The organism is Pseudoalteromonas sp. G4 (genome assembly GCF_028875915.1).
Classification (GTDB): Bacteria; Pseudomonadota; Gammaproteobacteria; order Enterobacterales; family Alteromonadaceae; genus Pseudoalteromonas.
Map to the genome: position 1 here is coordinate 142589 of NZ_JAPEHW010000002.1, position 19449 is coordinate 162037.

17 protein-coding genes are annotated in these 19449 nt (G+C 39.6%); 11 read left to right on the forward strand and 6 right to left on the reverse strand.

Annotated features, from left to right (window positions below; all coding sequences use genetic code 11):
• From ON073_RS01790 to ON073_RS01800, 3 genes are read left to right on the forward strand one after another with little or no spacing between them, the layout of a single operon-like run.
• Window positions 1-2397: an ABC transporter permease gene (locus tag ON073_RS01790; RefSeq protein WP_274760140.1), complete on the forward strand. Its 2397-nt coding sequence runs from the start codon at window positions 1-3 to the stop codon at window positions 2395-2397.
• Between the two features lie 6 nt (window positions 2398-2403).
• Window positions 2404-3771 (forward strand): sigma-54-dependent transcriptional regulator, encoded by a 1368-nt coding sequence (locus ON073_RS01795; RefSeq protein ID WP_274760141.1) that lies wholly within the window; start codon window positions 2404-2406, stop codon window positions 3769-3771.
• A 49-nt stretch (window positions 3772-3820) separates the two neighbouring features.
• Window positions 3821-5038, forward strand: a complete 1218-nt coding sequence (locus ON073_RS01800; RefSeq protein ID WP_274760142.1) for a sensor histidine kinase — start codon at window positions 3821-3823, stop codon at window positions 5036-5038.
• 114 nt (window positions 5039-5152) lie between these two features.
• On the opposite strand, the gene ON073_RS01805 is transcribed toward ON073_RS01800, so the two are convergent.
• The 4 genes from ON073_RS01805 to ON073_RS01820 all read right to left on the reverse strand — a co-directional run bounded on the left by ON073_RS01805 (window position 5153) and on the right by ON073_RS01820 (window position 9985).
• Window positions 5153-6877: a proline--tRNA ligase gene (locus tag ON073_RS01805; RefSeq protein WP_274760143.1), complete on the reverse strand. Its 1725-nt coding sequence runs from the start codon at window positions 6875-6877 to the stop codon at window positions 5153-5155.
• A gap of 92 nt (window positions 6878-6969) precedes the next feature.
• Window positions 6970-7680, reverse strand: a complete 711-nt coding sequence (gene tsaA, locus ON073_RS01810; protein WP_274760144.1) for a tRNA (N6-threonylcarbamoyladenosine(37)-N6)-methyltransferase TrmO — start codon at window positions 7678-7680, stop codon at window positions 6970-6972.
• A gap of 62 nt (window positions 7681-7742) precedes the next feature.
• Window positions 7743-8219 carry an acyl-CoA thioesterase gene (locus ON073_RS01815; protein ID WP_038641500.1) on the reverse strand — a complete coding sequence of 159 codons (477 nt, stop codon included), beginning with the start codon at window positions 8217-8219 and terminating at the stop codon, window positions 7743-7745.
• 119 nt (window positions 8220-8338) lie between these two features.
• Window positions 8339-9985, reverse strand: coding sequence for an electron transfer flavoprotein-ubiquinone oxidoreductase (locus ON073_RS01820; protein ID WP_274760145.1), 1647 nt, complete (start codon window positions 9983-9985; stop codon window positions 8339-8341).
• A gap of 169 nt (window positions 9986-10154) precedes the next feature.
• On the opposite strand from ON073_RS01820, the gene ON073_RS01825 reads away from it, so the two are divergent.
• Together ON073_RS01825 and ON073_RS01830 are read left to right on the forward strand one after the other, a co-directional pair.
• On the forward strand, window positions 10155-10904 hold the full coding sequence (locus ON073_RS01825; protein ID WP_274760146.1) for an electron transfer flavoprotein subunit beta/FixA family protein: 750 nt from the start codon (window positions 10155-10157) through the stop codon (window positions 10902-10904).
• Window positions 10904-11830: an FAD-binding protein gene (locus ON073_RS01830; RefSeq protein WP_274760147.1), complete on the forward strand. Its 927-nt coding sequence runs from the start codon at window positions 10904-10906 to the stop codon at window positions 11828-11830. Before ON073_RS01825 ends, ON073_RS01830 begins: the two co-directional genes overlap by 1 nt.
• Window positions 11831-12095: 265 nt before the next feature.
• Here the strand turns inward: ON073_RS01830 and asnS are convergent, their stop codons facing one another.
• A complete protein-coding gene (asnS, locus tag ON073_RS01835) occupies window positions 12096-13493 on the reverse strand; it encodes an asparagine--tRNA ligase (protein ID WP_274760148.1) in 1398 nt (465 codons plus the stop codon).
• 265 nt (window positions 13494-13758) lie between these two features.
• On the opposite strand from asnS, the gene ON073_RS01840 reads away from it, so the two are divergent.
• Entirely contained in the window at window positions 13759-14010 is a 252-nt protein-coding gene (locus tag ON073_RS01840) for a hypothetical protein (RefSeq protein WP_274760149.1), read from the forward strand.
• Complete coding sequence (locus ON073_RS01845) at window positions 14007-14438, forward strand: AAA family ATPase (RefSeq protein WP_274760150.1); 432 nt, start codon at window positions 14007-14009, stop codon at window positions 14436-14438. The genes ON073_RS01840 and ON073_RS01845 overlap by 4 nt, the downstream gene beginning before the upstream one ends.
• A gap of 16 nt (window positions 14439-14454) precedes the next feature.
• Here the strand turns inward: ON073_RS01845 and bioA are convergent, their stop codons facing one another.
• On the reverse strand, window positions 14455-15732 hold the full coding sequence (gene bioA, locus ON073_RS01850) for an adenosylmethionine--8-amino-7-oxononanoate transaminase (protein ID WP_274760151.1): 1278 nt from the start codon (window positions 15730-15732) through the stop codon (window positions 14455-14457).
• 96 nt (window positions 15733-15828) lie between these two features.
• Here bioA and bioB point away from each other — a divergent pair, with 96 nt between their 5' ends.
• The 4 genes from bioB to bioD are packed head-to-tail and all read left to right on the forward strand — an operon-like array spanning window position 15829 to window position 19438.
• Complete coding sequence (bioB, locus tag ON073_RS01855; RefSeq protein WP_038641515.1) at window positions 15829-16869, forward strand: biotin synthase BioB; 1041 nt, start codon at window positions 15829-15831, stop codon at window positions 16867-16869.
• Window positions 16870-18000 (forward strand): aminotransferase class I/II-fold pyridoxal phosphate-dependent enzyme, encoded by a 1131-nt coding sequence (locus ON073_RS01860; protein WP_274760152.1) that lies wholly within the window; start codon window positions 16870-16872, stop codon window positions 17998-18000. It abuts the gene before it with no gap.
• Window positions 17997-18755: a malonyl-ACP O-methyltransferase BioC gene (gene bioC / locus ON073_RS01865; RefSeq protein ID WP_274760153.1), complete on the forward strand. Its 759-nt coding sequence runs from the start codon at window positions 17997-17999 to the stop codon at window positions 18753-18755. Before ON073_RS01860 ends, bioC begins: the two co-directional genes overlap by 4 nt.
• The gene (bioD, locus tag ON073_RS01870) at window positions 18752-19438 is read left to right on the forward strand and encodes a dethiobiotin synthase (protein WP_274760154.1); all 687 of its coding nucleotides are present in this window, start codon (window positions 18752-18754) and stop codon (window positions 19436-19438) included. The genes bioC and bioD overlap by 4 nt, the downstream gene beginning before the upstream one ends.
• The last annotated feature ends 11 nt before the right edge of the window (window positions 19439-19449 follow it).

The following is a 19449-nucleotide window of genomic DNA, read 5'->3' on the forward strand; positions in this document are numbered from 1 at the left end:
ATGGGACTGTTATTAGACTTTCGCTACGCGCTGCGCAATATTGTTAAATCACTGCGTTTTTCACTGTTAATGATTTTTATTATGGTAGGTAGTTTAACCATTTCATTAATAGGATTTAACTTTATTCATACTATCGCGTTTTCGCACTCAAATTTTAATCACAACAAAGAAGACATTCGCATCTTAAAGGTATTGAATTCGTTAACATCGCAACGAGAATTTACGTATTCGATGTTAGATGGCTTTAAAAAGCTGGATGAGGTCAATTCGCTTGATAGCTGGATCATCATTAAGCGAAGCAGTTTATGGTTGAGCACGCAACATCATGGAAAGCATTTTCGAGCGTCTTATGTTGACCCGTCTTTTTTTAAGTTTTTGGGGCAAGAACCGGTACTTGGGCGTGGCTTTAAGAACGCTGATTACAGTAATAATGCGCCCGATGTGGTGGTGATTTCACATATTGTGTGGCAGCAACTATTTCAAGGCGATAACGCTATTCTCGGTAAACAGTTAAACGTGGCAGGTAAGCCGCATACTATTGTTGGCGTAATGGAAAAGCGTAATCATTTTCCGATTTTTTCAAAGATTTGGTTGCCGCTAAAGCAGGCGAATATGAAGCCTGATGATGGTATCGATATTCTTTATAAACTGCCAAATGCCGAATTTGAACGCACCTTCGAAACGCAAATCGCTCATTATTTTTACAATGCAATCAAAGATCAGGTAAGTGATAGTGATAAACAAACTGGGCAGGGTGTGCGTATTGAGTCACTCACCTTGGTTGAGCTCAATACCGATGGCGAAGCCGTATTCGTATTTGGTATGTTTGTGTTTGGTATTGTGATTGTGCTGTTTATTTCAGGGATTAATATTGGCAACTTACTGTTTGCGAAGATTATGGAAAAGCAAAAGGAGTCAGCTATTCGCGCTGCAATCGGTGCGACACAAAAGCGTGTGATCCAGCAGCATGTCACAGAAGGTTTAATATATTGCATCGTTAGTTGGGTATTTGCCTTGATATTTACATCGTTAGGACTGGAAATACTGAATTTTTACATGAATGTAATGTTTGGCGGAAAAATGCCGTATTGGTGGTATTGGCATTTAAATATGAATACTGTATTAGTCTCGCTTTTACTATTAGCCATTATTTTTACATTTGCCGTGTTACTGCCAGCATATAAATCGGCAAAGTTTAATATTAGCAATGTACTGCGCGATGGTACACGAGGCGCAACGGGTAAAGAAACCACACTGATGTCACGCCGCTTATTGTGCGTACAAGTATCATTGGTGAGTTTTTTGCTAATGATTGCAAGTACTGTTGGTTATGTGATGTATTCAATTGCAACGAATATTGATGGCGAGCTCAGTAAAGGCGTTTACTCGGTTTATCTGGATTTTGATAATAATGATGAGCTAACCAACGACGAACAATTAACGCTTATAAATACATTAGCGGCTGGGCTTTCAAAGCAAGGCAATATTATTGACGCGGTAGTGTTTGATTCGCATATAGACGCTGACGTACTGTACCCAAATCGTGATGTCTATAATGAGAAGTTTATCAGTATTAGTGCAGAGTCACATTTGTTTGATCGTGAGTTGTTAACTGGGCGAAATTTCAATAGCAATGACAACAGTGAATCAAAACCAGTAGTCATCATTAGTGAGTCGCTTGCTAATGCTTTGTTTGGTAATAAAAATGTGCTCGGTTCACAAATTATGTTGCAAGACGCAATGTGGCCAAGTGTTGAGATTATCGGCGTTGCAAAAGATGTAATCAGCGGAGTATCAGGTGACTCGCGCCATGAGCTTTACTTTAGTTTACGCCAAACCCATTTTATGAATGACAGTGTAAACATTCGATTATTGACCAATAACACGGCAAATGAGGCGTTGGAGGACTTCTATCGCGTAAAGGTGCAGTTATCTCATGATTTAACCATGTATTACATGTTCGATCATTATGATAACCACACATCCATGATTAATTCATTTGCAGCAATTATTTATGTATTCTTGCTGGTAGGTGGTTTCGCTCTAACGCTATCGTTAATCGGTATTTATGCGATGGGTATTAGTAATATCAATAAATCCCGTTATGAGATAGGTATTCGTCGAGCGATTGGTGCTAAAGATAGTCAAATTATGCGGTTATTTATTAAAAAGAACATTAAGCATATTTTGTACGGCATTGGTACGTCGTTGTTAGTGTTTGGCATTCTATGTTATCTTGCGGAAGGCTTTTTAAGAGGAAATGTGCCAATTAACCTTATGTTAGAGGCAGGTGTATTGACCGTAATTGTGGTACTTGCAGCGGTTTGTCTCGCACTATATGTTCCAGTAAGGCACGTTATTAAACAGCAGCCTGCAACAAGTTTAAGAATGGATTAAGGTTTCTTGAAAACAATTTTAGTTATCGACGACTCGCTTGATATTCAAGCGAGTCTTAAGTTTTTTTTAGAAGACGAAGGGTATCTTTGTCACGGAGTGCTTTCACCTGATACAGCGCTTGATTACGTTGCAAAAAACAATGTTGATTTAGTGCTGCTCGATATGAATTTTAGCCAAGATACCACAAGTGGTGCTGAGGGGTTAACTGCAATTGAAGGGCTGAAAGAACTAGACCCACTGTTGCCTGTGATTGTTATGACGGGTTGGGCTACGCTTGATTTGGCTGTAAAAGCGTTAACCACGGGCGCTGCCGATTTCATCGAAAAACCGTGGCAGGACGAACGCTTAGCCCATGCAATTAAACAACAGCTGAACGCTCGTCGCGATAAGCAAGATTTAGCGCGATTAACCCAAGAAAAACAAAGAGCAGGCGCAAGCCAATCGTCATTATTAGCTTATAGCCCACAAAAGCAGCAGGTGTTGAGCCAACTCGAAAACCTTGCAAAAAGTGATATGAATATTCTGCTAACGGGTGAAAACGGCACCGGTAAAAGCTATTACGCGCAGTATATACATCAGCATTCTAATCGCTCTAATGCCAGTTTTATTGCACTCAATATGGGGGCTTTTACTGATGAATTGTTTAATTCAGAAATGTTTGGCCATAAAAAAGGAGCGTTTACTGACGCAAGCCAAGACCGTTTAGGTGCATTTACATTAGCAGAAAATGGCACCTTGTTTTTAGATGAAATCGCTAATTTATCGAAGAAATCACAAGCTAAGTTGTTGCATGTGCTTGAAGAGCGTAAATACACAGCCCTTGGTAGCAGCAAGGTGTTAGACAATACAGCACGAATTATCTCTGCTACTAATGCCAACTTGGTAAATGCAATTGCGGAGGGCGATTTTCGTCAAGATTTGTATTACCGCTTAAATACCATTGAAATTGAAATCCCCCCGTTAAGATCGTGTAAAGACGATATTTTACCGCTAGCAAACCAGTTTTTAACATCATTTTGTAAGCAATACGATAAGCCTGCTTTATCACTAGCACAGTGCGCTAAACAGGCACTGCTTAACTATGGTTTTCCCGGTAATGTTAGGGAGCTTAAACATATTATTGAGCGCGTTATATTTATGGCGAATGGACAGCAAATTACTGCTCAAGACCTAATGCTAACTTCTTCAACGAGTAACAAGAATATAAATGTACCTAATACTATTGATATGACGCTGAGCATTGATGAGGTGATTGAACAAGCATTGTTGTCACGACTTGAGTACTTTAATGGCAACGCATCTAAAGCAGCTAAAAGTCTCGGAATGTCTCGCAGTGCTTGGTATCGAAAAATGACAAAATACGATGCAATTTAAGATGTTATTTTCAGGGCGATGGTTAACGAGCCTACTTTTGTTGTCTTTAGTGAATGGACTTTTAATCACGCATAATTATCCAGTATCACTTATTTTACTTATCGATTTAATCGTTGTTCTTTGGTATTTAATTGAAACATACCGCGATAGGGTCGCGAAACAAAACACCATCAACCTTATTGATACTTTATTAATTTCTTTACGACAAGGTGATTATTCAATTAGAGCCAATGAAGTACAAGATAGTGCTTTAAGCACAACGGTCTCGCATTTAAATGCACTTGCAACAACCATGCAAAACGACCAAAGATTACTTGCAGAGCAACAAGACTTATTAAAACAAATTATTGAAAAAGTCGATTTTGCTCTTATGGTGTTTAATGAGTCGCAGTGCATTTATGAAAATGACTACGCAAAAAATTCCTTTAACAATGAAGTAGAGAATAGTCGTTGGCAGTGGTATCAAGGTTTAATAGATAAAAGCCAAAATGGTCGCGTTAATCTCACTATAAATGATAAACAACATGCATTTTTGATTGAGCATTCTATTTGTTACATGGGCGCTGAACCGTATACTTTGTTAGTGTTAAAGCAGCTCGATTCGATTTTGTACCAACAAGAAAAAGATGCATTACAAAAATTCGTACGTATCTTGAGCCACGAAATAAATAACACACTTGCCCCTATAGGAACTGTTGCAAGAAGCCTTAATAAGCGCCTCTCGAATGAAATTGATGTTTATAGTTTTGCTACAGGATTAACACTTATTAATGAACGAGCTAACTATTTAAAATCGTTTATGGATAATTATGTGTCGCTTGCTAAATTACCTTCAGCTAATAAATCAGTCGAAAGCTGTGGTAATTTATGTAATGAAATCGCCGAAATTTACCCGTTAATTAGCATTTCATGTGAAGAAAACCTTTATGGTTATTTTGATGTTAGCCAAATAAAACAAGTATTGTGTCATCTCATTAACAATGCACTTGAAGCTCATTTACCATCGCCTGATATCGAATTTACAATATATGCAAAGCATGAAAAGCTTATCTTTTGTGTGTCAGATAACGGTCCTGGGTTTTCAAATTTAGCAGATGCAAGTACTGCTTTTTATACAACAAAGCAAAGTGGCAATGGTATTGGTTTAATGTTGTCGCGCATCATTGTCGAAAACCATAAAGGGCAATTAGAGCTTAAAAACCAAACGAGTGGCGGGGCATTAGTGACATTTTCACTAGAACGGATAACTGAAAAAGCTGTGAAGTGATGTAAGGGATTCAAGGCTATATTTAGCCCAATAGTAAGAGTTAAAGTGGTTCTGACACAATACGATAAAAACAAAAAAGCCGTCATAAGACGGCTTTTTTGTTTTCAATGGCAATTAACCTTTTACATGATTTAGTAAAACTTCAACAGCTTTGTCTAAATCAATCAGTTCTTTCTCGCCAGTGATGCGGTTTTTGTACTCAACCTGATTATTGTCTAGGTTACGTTCACCGATAACAAGCGTATGTGGAACACCAACAAGCTCCATATCGTTAAACATTACACCTGGGCGCTCTTTACGGTCATCAAATAGTATATCAATGCCAGCCGCTTGCAGATCTGCGTATAGCTTTTCGGCAATTTCAGGAATACGATGCGATTTGTGCATGTTCATTGGCACAATTGCAAGCTCAAATGGAGCTAGGGCAGTTGGCCATTTGATGCCGTATTGGTCGTGGTTTTGTTCGATTGCCGCTGCAACGATACGTGATACACCAATACCATAACAACCCATGGTCATAATTTGGTTTTTACCGCTTTCAGCAAGTACACCTGCTTTCATTGCTTCAGAGTACTTAGTACCTAGTTGGAAAATATGACCAACTTCAATACCGCGTTTGATGTTTAGAACACCTTTACCACATGGGCTTGCGTCGCCTTCAACAACATTACGAATATCTTCAACAACATAGTCTGTAACGTCGCGGTCAAAGTTAATGCCGCTGTAGTGAACACCATCTTCGTTTGCACCAGCAACAAAATCAGCCATTACAGCCGCTGAACGGTCAACAATAATTGGCATATTTAGGCCAACAGGGCCTAAAGAACCAGGTTTTGCACCAGTTGCTTTAACAATGTCTTCTTCCGTTGCAAATTCAAGCGGTGAGTCAACAAGTGCTAGCTTTTCAGCTTTAAGCTCATTTAGTTCATGGTCGCCACGAACAACTAAGGCTACCAAGCCACGCTCTTCGTTTTCATTAGGTGCACCATAAGCAATTAATGTTTTAACACCGCGATGTGGTTTAACACCGTGTTGCTGTTTTAATTCTTCAATTGTTCTTGCGTTTGGCGTATCAAAACGGTTTAGCTCTTTAGATGGTGCAGGGCGTTCAATACTTGGTGCAACAGCTTCCGCTTTTTCAATGTTTGCTGCGTAATCTGACTCAGAACTAAATGCAATAGCATCTTCACCTGATTCAGCAAGTACGTGGAATTCATGCGAAACAGAACCACCAATTGAACCAGTATCAGCAATTACTGGGCGGTAATCTAAACCTAAGCGCTCAAATACATTACAGTATGCTTGGTGCATTTTTTTGTAAGTCTCGTTTAGACACTCTTCACTTAAGTGGAAAGAATAAGCATCTTTCATGGTGAATTCGCGTGCACGCATTACACCAAAACGAGGACGCACTTCATCGCGTACCTTAGTTTGAATTTGGTACAAGTTAATTGGCAATTGCTTATAGCTGCTAATTTCTTTACGAACAAATTCAGTAATTACTTCTTCGTGTGTTGGACCTAACGCAAAAGGACGATTATGGCGGTCATTAATACGTAATAACTCAGGGCCAAATTGCTCCCAACGACCAGACTCTTGCCAAAGATCGGCAGGCTGGATAATGGGCATTAACATTTCAATTGCACCAGCTTTGTTCATTTCTTCACGAACAATGTTTTCTACTTTACGTAGTACTTTTAAACCACTTGGTAACCAAGTGTATAATCCTGATGCTAGTTTGCGGATCATACCCGCGCGTAACATAAGCTGATGGCTGATAATTTCAGCATCAGATGGCGTTTCTTTTAACGTCGCTAAAATATATTGACTGGTACGCATTTGCTTTCCGAAATGTTAAATCTGTTTTTATAAGTTAAGGCGCCAAGTTTATCAGTGTCTTGGCAATTTCAAAAGCCTAACAATAGCGGCTTTTATGTATTTTTAATAATTTCTAATACGCTTACTTGGGTTTCTAGCACTTGCCATTTGATATTCAGATCAAACAGGCTCATGCCATACTCTTGAATACCTGCTTTTGTTTTTTTGTAAGCTGGGCGTGGGTCTTGCTTTAATACTTTCTCGATAAAGCTTTGTAACTCAGGGTAAAGTGCCGAATTATTCAAGCAAAATGCAGTAGCTTCATCGCTAAACTCAACTAAAAGCGGGGTTTCAGGTCGCGTATCAGCGAAACCTGCTGTCGCGTTTGGTAAACTATCCGAGTAAGGCAAATAAGGTTTAATATCTAAGATTGGCGTACCATCAAGTAAGTCTATGCCTGAAAGCTCAAGCCAAAGTTGACTATTTTCATAATGAACAGCTTCAAGTTTAACCGCGCTCATGCCAATACCATTTGGCCTAAAGGTGGCACGTGTGGCAAATACACCTTTTTTATCATTACCACCTAAGCGCGGAGGGCGTACTAGAGGTGACCAGCCTTTATCGGCCGTTTCATGAAAGCGGAAAATCAGCCAAACATGGCTAAAGTCTTCAATGCCGCGGACAAATTCTTCACGGTTAAATTCACCTACAAATTTACATTTTGCTTTGGCTTCTGGAATAAGGCGAGGCTGACGAGGGATAGCAAATTTTTGTTTATAGGGAGATTCGATAAAGGCGATGGGGCTTAATTGATAGTCGCTCATAAAACAAACTTAATAGGGCACTTAAAAGTGCCTATTTTGCCAGTATTTTAGGGTGATTGATATTATTCTTCTTTCATTTCTTGTTCGAATACTTTTTCCGCTTGTAATGACATTTCTTTCATTTTTTGTGCGTATTTTTGAATGCGTTTTTCATCGGCTGTTTTCGCTTCAAATGCGGGTACTGGCACTGGATAGCCTGCTTGATCGGTGGCTACAAAATTAATGATGCAATTATTAGATTCCACCATTTGCCCAGTTTTAGGGTCGCCACAGCGTACCGCTATAAATATTTGCATGCTGGTTTTGCCAGTGTTTGCAATTTTGGCTTCTACTTCAACCAGTTGACCCACTAAAATAGGGCGGTGAAATTTTATTGCTGCAACCGACACTGTGACACAATAATGGCCGCTCCACTGCGCAGCACAGGCATATCCTGCTTGGTCAATCCATTTCATCACGATGCCACCATGGACCTTACCACCGAAGTTAACATCCGTTGGCTCCGCTAAAAAACGAAAAGTTACGTTATCTTTACTCATAATTACTTGATAATCAGTATGTTGTTTATTGAGTATTAGCTATAAAAATGCTTTTAACAAGTAATAAAAAAGGCATGAAAACATAAGTTTGCATGCCTTTGACAAATACAATTGGAAAATTACATATTAGGGTAGTTAGGGCCACCAGCACCTTCAGGTGTTACCCAAGTGATGTTTTGACTCGGATCTTTAATATCGCAGGTTTTACAATGAATACAGTTTTGCGAGTTAATTACAAAGGCCTGCTTACCTTCTACTTCATTGATTTCATAAACACCGGCAGGGCAATAACGCTGCGCAGGTTCATTAAAATCAGTTAAGTTTTTAGCAAGAGGAATATTCATATCCGCCAGTTTCAAATGGCATGGTTGATCTTCTTCATGGTTAGTGTTTGATAAAAACACTGAACTCAGTTTATCAAAGCTTAAAACACCATCTGGTTTTGCATAGTTAATCTCGCTATGGCGACTTGCAGGTTCTAGGCATGCGTGATCCGGTGTGTCATCTTTAAAGCTAAATGGTAAACCGCCATTAAAAATGTTTTGATCAATGGTGTTATACATGCCACCGAAAAACTTGCCTAATTTGTGCATAACAGGGCCAAAGTTTTTGCTGCTATCAAGCTCTTGAAATAACCATGATTCTTTAAAACGCGTTTCAAAATCACTTAATTCTGTGTGCTCACTACCCGCTGAAATGGCTGCAAAAATACTTTCAGCAGCAAGCATGCCTGATTTCATTGCAGTGTGATTGCCTTTAATCTTAGCAAAATTAAGCGTACCAGCGTTACAGCCAACTAATACGCCGCCTGGGAAGGTCATTTTAGGCAGTGAGTTTAAACCACCTTTAGCAATTGCACGGGCACCATAAGCGATACGTTTACCGTGTTTTAGGGTATCTGCAAAAATTGCATGATGTTTCATTCGTTGAAACTCATCAAATGGTGAAAGATGAGGATTGCTATAGTTCAAATCAATAATTAAACCAACAACTACTTGGTTATCATCACCATGGTACATGTAAGAGCCACCACCAGTGTCTTTATCAAGTGGCCATCCAGCACCATGTACTACTAAACCAGGTTGATGATGCTCGCTTGGGATTTCCCAAATCTCTTTAAACCCTAGGCCATAGTGTTGCGGTGATTTGCCGTCATCTAACTTAAAGGTGCTAATTAACTCTTTACCTAAGTGACCACGACAACCTTCAGCAAAAATGGTGTATTTTGCGCGAAGTTCCATACCTGGCATAAAACTGTCTTTTTGCTCACCAGACTCACTAACACCCATATCGCCTGTGATAATGCCTTTAACAGTGCCATCTTCTACAATTAATGAATGTGCGCTAAATCCTGGGAAAATTTCAACACCTAAGCTTTCAGCCTGTTCAGCTAAGAAACGACAAACGTTACCCATAGAGACAATAAAGTTGTCTTCGTTATGAAATGTTTTAGGCGTTGCAAAAGAAGGCAGTTTTTTTGCTGAAGTTTCACTGCCAAACCAATAAATGTCATCTTGTGTAACTTTGGTTTTGAGCGGTGCACCTAATTCAAGCCAATTTGGCAGTAATTCATTTAATGCACGAGGTTCAAATACGGCACCCGATAAAATATGTGCTCCGACCTCTGAACCTTTTTCAACGACACAAATCATTAGCTCTTGTTCATTTTCTTGTGCTAATTGTGCCAGTTTAATAGCGCTTGATAAGCCTGCAGGCCCTGCGCCTACAATAACTACGTCAAACTCCATGGTTTCACGTTCTACCATGATTATGCCCCTGTTGAATTAAGCTGGTATTTGCTAAACAAATAACCTGTGATGGGCTTTAGCATATTTTAGGTTGACGTTTACGTCAACAGGAAGTAGCCTTAAAACCAAATAACGACTAAATATGTTTACCTAGGTTTACGTACGCGTAAACATTAAAGGAGAGGTTATGAAAATCCTAGTTCCGGTCAAACGTGTGATCGACTATAACGTAAAAGCGCGCGTAAAAGCCGACAATAGTGATGTTGATCTTAACAATGTAAAAATGGCCCTTAACCCATTTTGTGAAATCGCGGTAGAAGAAGCTATCCGTATTAAAGAAGCAGGCAAAGCAACTGAAGTTGTGGTTGTTTCAATTGGTGACAAAGCATGCCAAGAGCAACTTCGCACCGCACTGGCGCTTGGCGCAGATAAAGCAATTCAAATTGACACCGCTGAAAAGCTTGAATCATTACATGTGGCAAAGTTGTTAGCGAAAGTAGTTGAACAAGAAAATCCTGAGTTAGTTATTCTTGGTAAGCAAGCGATTGATTCAGATAACAACCAAACAGGTCAAATGCTTGCTGCTCTCACGAGTCGTGCACAAGCGACCTTTGCATCAGAGGTGATTGTTGAAGGTGACAAAGTAAATGTAACCCGTGAGGTTGATGGTGGTCTTCAAACAATCGCAGTTAACTTACCTGCAGTTGTGACTACCGATTTGCGTTTAAACGAGCCGCGTTATGCAACACTACCGAACATCATGAAAGCAAAACGTAAACCACTTGATGTTATAAGTGCAGCAGATCTTGGTGTTGATCTCACGCCTCGTATTACAACTGTAAAAGTAGAAGAGCCAAGCAAACGTGAAGCGGGTGAAATTGTGGCAGACGTAGCAACGTTAGTTGAAAAACTAAAGAATGAAGCGAAGGTGATCTAATGTCAGTACTTATTATTGCAGAGCACGAACATGGTGTGCTTAAAAGCGACACATCTAAAGTTGTTTCAGCAACTCAAAAATTAGGTAAATCGATCACGGTATTAGTTGCTGGTCTTAATGTTTCAGAAGTAGCTGCAGCAGCAAGCAAAATTGAAGGCGTCTCAAATGTAATTGTCGCTGATAATGCAGCATTTGAGCATCAACTTGCTGAGGACTTAGCTGATTTAGTTGTTGAACTTGCTGGTGACTATTCGCATATTTTTGCAGCAGCAACCACAACGGGCAAAAACTTTATGCCACGTGTGGCAGCGCTTTTAGATAAAGTGCAAATTTCAGACATTATCGATGTGATTGATGAAAACACCTTTAAGCGCCCAATTTACGCAGGTAATGCAATTGCTACAGTTCAAAGCGCTGAAGATAAACACATTGTAACTGTGCGCTCGAGTGCGTTTGATGTTGCAGGTGAACAAGCGCCAGCTGCTGTGTCAACAATTGACGCTGTTAAAGAAAATACCTTAAGCAGCTTTGTTTCACAGCAAGAAACAGAAAGTGAGCGCCCTGAGTTAACCGCTGCCAATGTAATTATTTCAGGCGGTCGTGGTATGCAAAATGGCGAAAATTTTGCTTTATTAAACGGTATCGCTGACAAATTAGGCGCAGCAATCGGTGCTTCTCGTGCCGCTGTTGACGCGGGATTTGTACCAAATGATATGCAAGTAGGGCAGACGGGTAAAATTGTTGCGCCGCAACTCTACATTGCTGTCGGCATTAGTGGTGCAATTCAGCATCTCGCAGGTATGAAAGATTCAAAAGTCATTGTTGCAATTAACAAAGATCCTGATGCACCAATTTTCCAAGTGGCTGATTATGGTTTAGTTGCAGACTTATTTGATGTACTTCCTGAGTTAGAAGCCTCATTATAAAACGTTAATTAGTATTCCAGTTGTTCAAAGCCTTGTTATTAACAAGGCTTTTTTATTGGCATGTGTATGAGAGTTAACTGTTTTATATCCTGAGTATCTCATTACATCAGTATCTCGATGTATTTGAGCCTTGTGAGCTAGAGGATATTAGCACCATCGCTAATAAATTATTGATTAGTTAACTTATAAAACTGTTCTTAGGTTATTAATAGGTATAAAAAAACCGGCGATTAAGCCGGTTTTTCACAAACTAAATCATATACGTTTAGTAAGTCGCTGAACCTTTTGTACGCGGGAATGCGATAACGTCACGTACGTTACCCATACCTGTTACGTAAGCTACAAGACGTTCAAAACCTAGGCCAAAACCTGAGTGAGGAACCGTACCGTACTTACGTAAGTCGCGGTACCAAGAGTAATCTTCTTTGTCTAAGCCCATTTCTTCTAAACGTGCATCTAATACGTCTAAACGCTCTTCACGTTGAGAACCGCCGATGATTTCACCAATACCAGGTGCAACTACGTCCATCGCTGCTACTGTTTTACCGTCTTCATTTTGACGCATGTAGAATGCTTTGATGTCTTTCGGGTAGTTTTTGATAACTACAGGTGCATTAAAGTGCTCTTCAGCAAGGTAACGCTCGTGCTCAGATTGTAAATCTACACCCCATTCAACAGGGAATTCGAATTTTTTACCACAACCTTTTAATATTTCAACGGCATCTGTGTAGTCAACTTGCGCGAAGTCTTTTTCAACGAAATCTTCTAAGCGTGAAATAGCGGTTTTCTCTACACGTTGTGCAAAGAATTCCATGTCATCACGACGCTCTTCAAGTACTGCTTTAAACACGTATTTAAGCATGTCTTCTGCAAGTGCAGCAATATCGTTTAGATCAGCAAATGCAACTTCAGGCTCTACCATCCAGAATTCAGCTAAGTGACGAGATGTATTTGAGTTTTCAGCTCGGAATGTTGGGCCAAAGGTATAGATTTTTGACATTGCTGAGCAATAAGTCTCACCGTTTAACTGACCAGATACCGTTAAAAACGCTTCTTTACCGAAGAAATCTTCACTGTAATCTACATCACCTTTATCTGTAAGCGGCAAGTTTTGCATATCTAATGTAGATACACGGAACATTTCGCCTGCACCTTCACAGTCACTTGCTGTGATAATTGGTGTTGAGATCCACACATAACCACGCTCATGGTAAAAACGGTGAATTGCCTGAGATAAACAGTTACGTACACGTGTTACTGCACCGATAATGTTAGTGCGAGGACGTAAATGTGCATGCTCACGTAGGTATTCAATACTGTGACGCTTTGCTGCCATTGGGTAGGTGTCTGGGTTTTCTACCCAACCCATTACTTCCACAGATTCAGCTTGAATTTCAAATGATTGGCCTTGACCTTGTGATTCAACGATTGTACCAACTACGGTTACTGAACAACCTGCAGTTAATTTAGTCACTTCATCATAATTATTGAGCGAATTCGGTACCACAGCTTGGATAGGATCGAAACAACTACCGTCATGAACGGCTAAGAAAGAGATTCCTGCTTTTGAATCGCGACGTGTACGGATCCAACCTTTAATAGTAACGGTTGCACCTACTTCTACACGACCTTTCAAAAGATCTGTGATAGCTATATGGCTCATTTTCACTCCAATGATTAAAATGCCTAAATAAAATTCTTTTTGTTCTCACTTAGCATGCGCTAAGAAAGTTTGTTATCTTACCTGTGAAAGAAAAATAAAAAAACAGCAAATTTAGCGTTAATTGGTAATAAGCTAACAAAATAGCTAATTTTCATTCACGAAAAGTAATATGAGTACAGAAAGGCGCAAAAACAAGAGTGTTCGACAATTCGTTATCCATGCATTGTCTATTACTGCTTGGTTCTTTTTTATACTCGCATTAATAATGTTTCATTATGCGCGCCCCGAACTTGAATATGGGGTTATCCGCTATTTTGGTATGGAATATCGTGACCATTGGCTAGTTACACCACGCAACCTGCTGATTCTTTTTTTGATACTAACTGGTATTATGTCGAGTATTTCGCTTTTTGTACGCCAACATTACAATCGTCGCTCGCAAGACAGTATTGGCGTAAACCAGATTAGTTTATTAATTGTTTGCATTATTTGTTTATTGGTTATTGTATTTAAATGAAACAAGTATTTATTTTAAGAGGGCTTCCAGGCTCAGGGAAAAGCCATTACGCACACAGTTTGTGTGATGAAATGGTAAAGGGTGATGAGGCACAATTTGTTGTGTGTTCTACCGACGACTTTTTTATTACCGATGGTGAATACCGTTTTGATAAAGCGAAGTTAAGTGAATATCACAACCTTAACCTAGCGCGTTTTATTCGAGCGCTTAGTCAACAAATTCCTTTAGTGATTTTGGATAATACCAATATTAAAAAATGGGAATTTGCTGCTTACGCTGAGGCTGCACATGCTCTTGGCTATCAAGTAAAAGAAGTGGTGGTGGGTGAAATAAAAGACAAAGCGATGCAGCATTTATATTACCAGCGTAATATTCACAAAGTTCCGCTTAAAACAATTAACAAAATGGCTTACCAATTTGAATGGTAAGCCATAAATGGTGCCATCACAGCAGTGTTTTGATTGCATCGATAATTTGAATTAACTCTTCATCCTGCATTACATACGGCGGCATCATATAAATTAGTTTACCGAAAGGTCTAAGCCAAACACCTTTTGAAATAAGGTGTTTTTGTACTGCCGCAACATCAACTGGGTGTTTCATCTCAATCACACCGATTGCACCAAGAATTCGCACGTCGGCTACTGAGTCATAACTGACAAGTGGTGTTAAATGAATTTTCAAGCAAGTTTCAATACGCGAAATAGTGTTTTGCCAATCACTTTCAAGTAATAGCTCTATACTTTTATTAGCCACTGCACATGCTAATGGGTTTGCCATAAAGGTTGGGCCATGCATCATTACGCCAGCTTCGCCTTCACTGATCCCAAGCGCGATTTTGTCACTGGTAAGGGTGGCCGATAATGTCATATAACCGCCAGTAATGGCTTTACCAATACACAATATATCAGGCTCAATATCAGCATGTTCAACGGCAAACATTTTGCCAGTACGACCAAAACCAGTAGCGATTTCATCACAAATTAAAAGCACGTTATATTTGTTGCAAAGCTCTCTTACGGCCTTTAAATAATCAGCATGGTAAAAGTTCATACCACCGGCATTTTGAACGATTGGCTCAAGAATAAATGCCGCTACTTCATTGTGATGCTCGGCAAAATGTTGTTCAAGTACCTTAATTTCACTCTCATCAAACGCGTCATTAAAACGGCTTGTGGGCGCTGGCACAAAATAATGCTTTGGCAAAAAGCCTTTATATAAAGAATGCATGCTGTTTACAGGGTCGCAAACGCTCATCGCAGCAAACGTATCACCGTGATAGCCCTTACTTAACGCCATTAGCTTATTTTTTGTTTTAATGCCTTTACTTTGCCAGTATTGCATAGCCATCTTAATAGCAACTTCAACAGCAACTGAGCCTGAATCTGCAAAAAAGATACGAGTAAGCGATGGGGGCGTTATTTCAATTAACTTTTTACCAAGTTCAACCGCAGGTCGATGGGTTAACCCGCCAAACATTACATGGCTCATTTGGTCAACTTGATCTTTAATCGCTTGATTTAGCTCTGGATGGTTATAGCCATGGAGCACACTCCACCAAGATGCCATACCATCGAGTAATTTTTCACCGCTTTCAAGGTAAATGTGAACGCCATCGGCATGTGTTACGGGATATACCGGCAATGGGTTTATCATTGAAGTGTAGGGGTGCCACAAGTGATTTTTATCAAAATTCAAATCGATTGTATTATTAATATTCAAATGTAAACCTTGTTGTTGCTTGCTTGGTTGACAATTAAGAGTTGCTGCGTAGACTAGCGAAATTAAGTTCGAGAAACAATTAAAAAAGAGAATTCCATGGAACAAGCACAGGTTCGTAATGATTGGACGCTTAGTGAAGTAAAAGCGTTATTTAATATGCCGTTTAACGACCTGCTTTTTCAAGCAGCCAGTGTGCACCGTCAAAACTTTAATCCTAATAAAGTACAAATTTCGACATTACTTTCGATTAAAACAGGTGCCTGTCCAGAAGATTGTAAGTATTGCCCGCAATCAGGTCATTACAAAACAGATCTTGAACGTGAACGTTTAATGGAAGTAGAAAAAGTTGTTGAGCAAGCACGTATTGCTAAGAGTAAAGGCGCAACACGTTTTTGTATGGGTGCAGCATGGTCTGATCCGAAAGATCGCGATATGCCATACATTGAAAAAATGGTTAAAGAAGTAAAAGAACTTGGCTTAGAAACCTGTATGACCTTAGGTATGCTTGATAACGATAAAGCACATGCACTTAGAGATGCAGGTCTTGATTACTATAATCACAACTTAGATACATCGCCTGAATATTATCAGCAGATTATTACTACACGTACTTACCAAGACCGTTTAGATACCCTAGATCATGTGCGTGATGCAGGTATGAAAGTATGTTCTGGTGGTATTGTGGGTATGGGTGAAGAAGCAAAAGATCGCTACGGCTTACTAATGCAATTAGCCAACCTACCAAAACAACCAGAAAGTGTACCAATCAATATGCTAGTTAAAGTAAAAGGTACCCCGCTTGAGAATGTTGATGACTTAGATCACTTTGAGTTTATTCGTACCATTGCGGTAGCGCGAATTATGATGCCTAAAAGTTATGTACGTTTAAGTGCAGGTCGCACAGCGATGAACGAGCAAATGCAATCAATGTGTTTCTTTGCTGGTGCGAACTCAATCTTTTACGGTGATAAGTTATTAACTACCGATAACCCAGAAGCTGACAGCGACATGATGCTGATTAAAAAGTTGGGTATGTCGCCTGAAAGTGTTGAAGATTATTCTGATGAGGCCTATGCCGCATCGCTTGAATCTGCAATTGCTGATAAAGAAACCTCAGAACTATTTTACCCAGCATAAATGGCGTTTGAGTATATTCAAAAGGCACTTGTTGAACGCAAACAAGTGTCTTTATACCGCACACGAATTGCGTTTGATAAGGTAGGGCCGCGTACTTTAACGTACCAAGGTCATGAATACCTAAACTTTGCATCGAACGATTATTTAGCACTCAGCCAAGCGCCTATCAATTCAATTGAATCACAACATGGCAGTACGAGTTCATCGTTAGTGACGGGTTATCAACACGCACATTTAGCATTAGAGCAGTATTTAACAGAAACACTTAAATACGATGCGTGTTTATTGTTTAATTCTGGCTTTAGCGCCAATGCCAGTGTGCTTAAAAGCTTAATGAATGCACCTGAAAGTGAAATATTTCAAGATAAGCTTAATCATGCCAGTTTAATTGACGGTGGTTTAGCGGCAAGTGCGACCAATACACGTTTTAATCATAACGACCTCAAACATTTAAAGCGCCGCTTAGAAAAGTCAAAAGCAAAACACAAACTGATTGTAAGTGAAGGTGTTTTTTCAATGGATGGTGATAACGCCCCAATTGAAGACCTTGCAACGATAGCATCTGAACATAATGCGTGGTTAATGATTGATGATGCCCATGCATTTGGTGTGATAGGTGAAAATGGACTTGGCAGCGCGACAAAAATTAAGCCTGAGATTTTAATTATTACCTTTGGCAAAGCGTGTGCGAGTAGTGGTGCCGCTGTGCTTTGTAGTCAAGAAGTAGCAAATTATCTTGTGCAATTTAATCGAGATTACACCTATTCAACGGCAATGTCACCGTGGCTTGCAAGTGCAACTTATGTGCGCTTGCAGCAGGTGTATAATGCAACAATTGAACGTCAAAAGTTGCAACACAATATCCTATATTTTAGAGACCTTGCAGCAGATCATAAATTAGCATTAATGCCTTCAAATAGTGCCATTCAACCTCTGGTGTTAGGCGATAGTGAAGCGTGTTTAAAGCTGAGTGGTTATTTGAAAGAAAAGGGTATTTGGCTTACGGCAATTAGGCCACCAACTGTGCCGCATAATACAGCAAGATTAAGAATTACGTTAACAGCAGCGCATCAGCAAGATGATATTGACCAATTAATAAGCCACCTTGTAACAGGCCTAAAGACGTTATGAGCCAACTATTAAACGCCCAAAAGAAGATAACTGCGCAGCATTTTTCAAAAGCAGCAGAGCGTTATCACAATCATGCTCATGTGCAAAAACAGGCAGCTGATATCTTAATTAAATCATTAGATACTGATTATGGTGTTGCCCTTGATTTAGGTTGTGGCCCGTTTGTTAACTCGTTTGAACTTAAAAAACGCTGCAACACAGTGATCAGTATGGACTTAAGCCCTGCTATGTTACAACAACAGGTGACAGCCAGTGTGTGCGCTGATATGGATAACTTACCGTTCAAAAATAATAGTTTTGACTTGGTTTTTAGTAATTTTGCAATGCAGTGGAGCAGTAATTTACCAGCACTATTTCAATCACTTTATGCTGTATTGAAACCGGGTGGGCGAGCGCATTTTAGTTTAGTGGCTGACGGCACGCTGAGAGAGATGATAAACGCCTTTGCAGCAGTCGATTCAAAACGCCATATCAATCAGTTTGTGTCACAAGATGAAATCGAAGCTGCGTTAAAACAAACCACGTTCAAACGTATTTCAACGAGCTTTTGTCATCACAAAGTATTTTACGAAACAGCAAAAGAGGCACTTAACTCGATTAAAGAGATTGGTGCTAACCATAAAGTGAATAGCGGTGAAAAATCGACTGGTTTAATGGGCAAAGAAAAATATAAAACATTGTTAGCTAACTATAAAAAAGAGCAATCGCAGTTTCCGGTTAGCTATCATGTTGCTTACATAGTGATAGAAAAATGAAATCAATATTTATAACAGGCACTGATACAGAAGTAGGTAAAACTCATGTATCTAGCCTTTTAATTAAATACATTAAACAATTTCAAAAAGCAGTGACAGGGTTTAAGCCAATCGCTGCAGGTGCAGAGCGTGCATTTGGCGAACTGGTAAATGAAGATGCGTTAACATTGATGGAATCAGGTAATGTTGCATTACCATACAAATTAATTAACCCTTATGTTTTTGAACCACCTATTGCCCCGCATATTGCAGCTAAACAGGTGGGTGTAACCATTTCCAAAGCTGAGTTGTCTCAGCACCTTAAAGTGTTAAACCAGCAAGAACTTGATCACCTTATCGTTGAAGGTGCAGGTGGCTGGGCGCTGCCAATAAATGACACTGACTTGTTATCAGAATGGGTTGCCGAAGAAGGATTACCTGTGATTATGGTAGTGGGTTTAAAACTTGGTTGTTTAAATCATGCCCTTCTCACATTGAGTCATATAAAACAAAGTGGCGCAAAATGTGTTGGTTGGATAGCAAACTATGTTGATGCGCATATGCTTGAGCAAGATGAAAATCTGGCAACGTTAAAAGCGCGACTAGATTGCCCGTTACTTGCAATCGCACCGAATACTCAAAATGAAAAACCTAAGCTTCAAGTGTACAAAGAACTGAATACAGTACTGAAACTAGATAACTGAATTTAAATCAA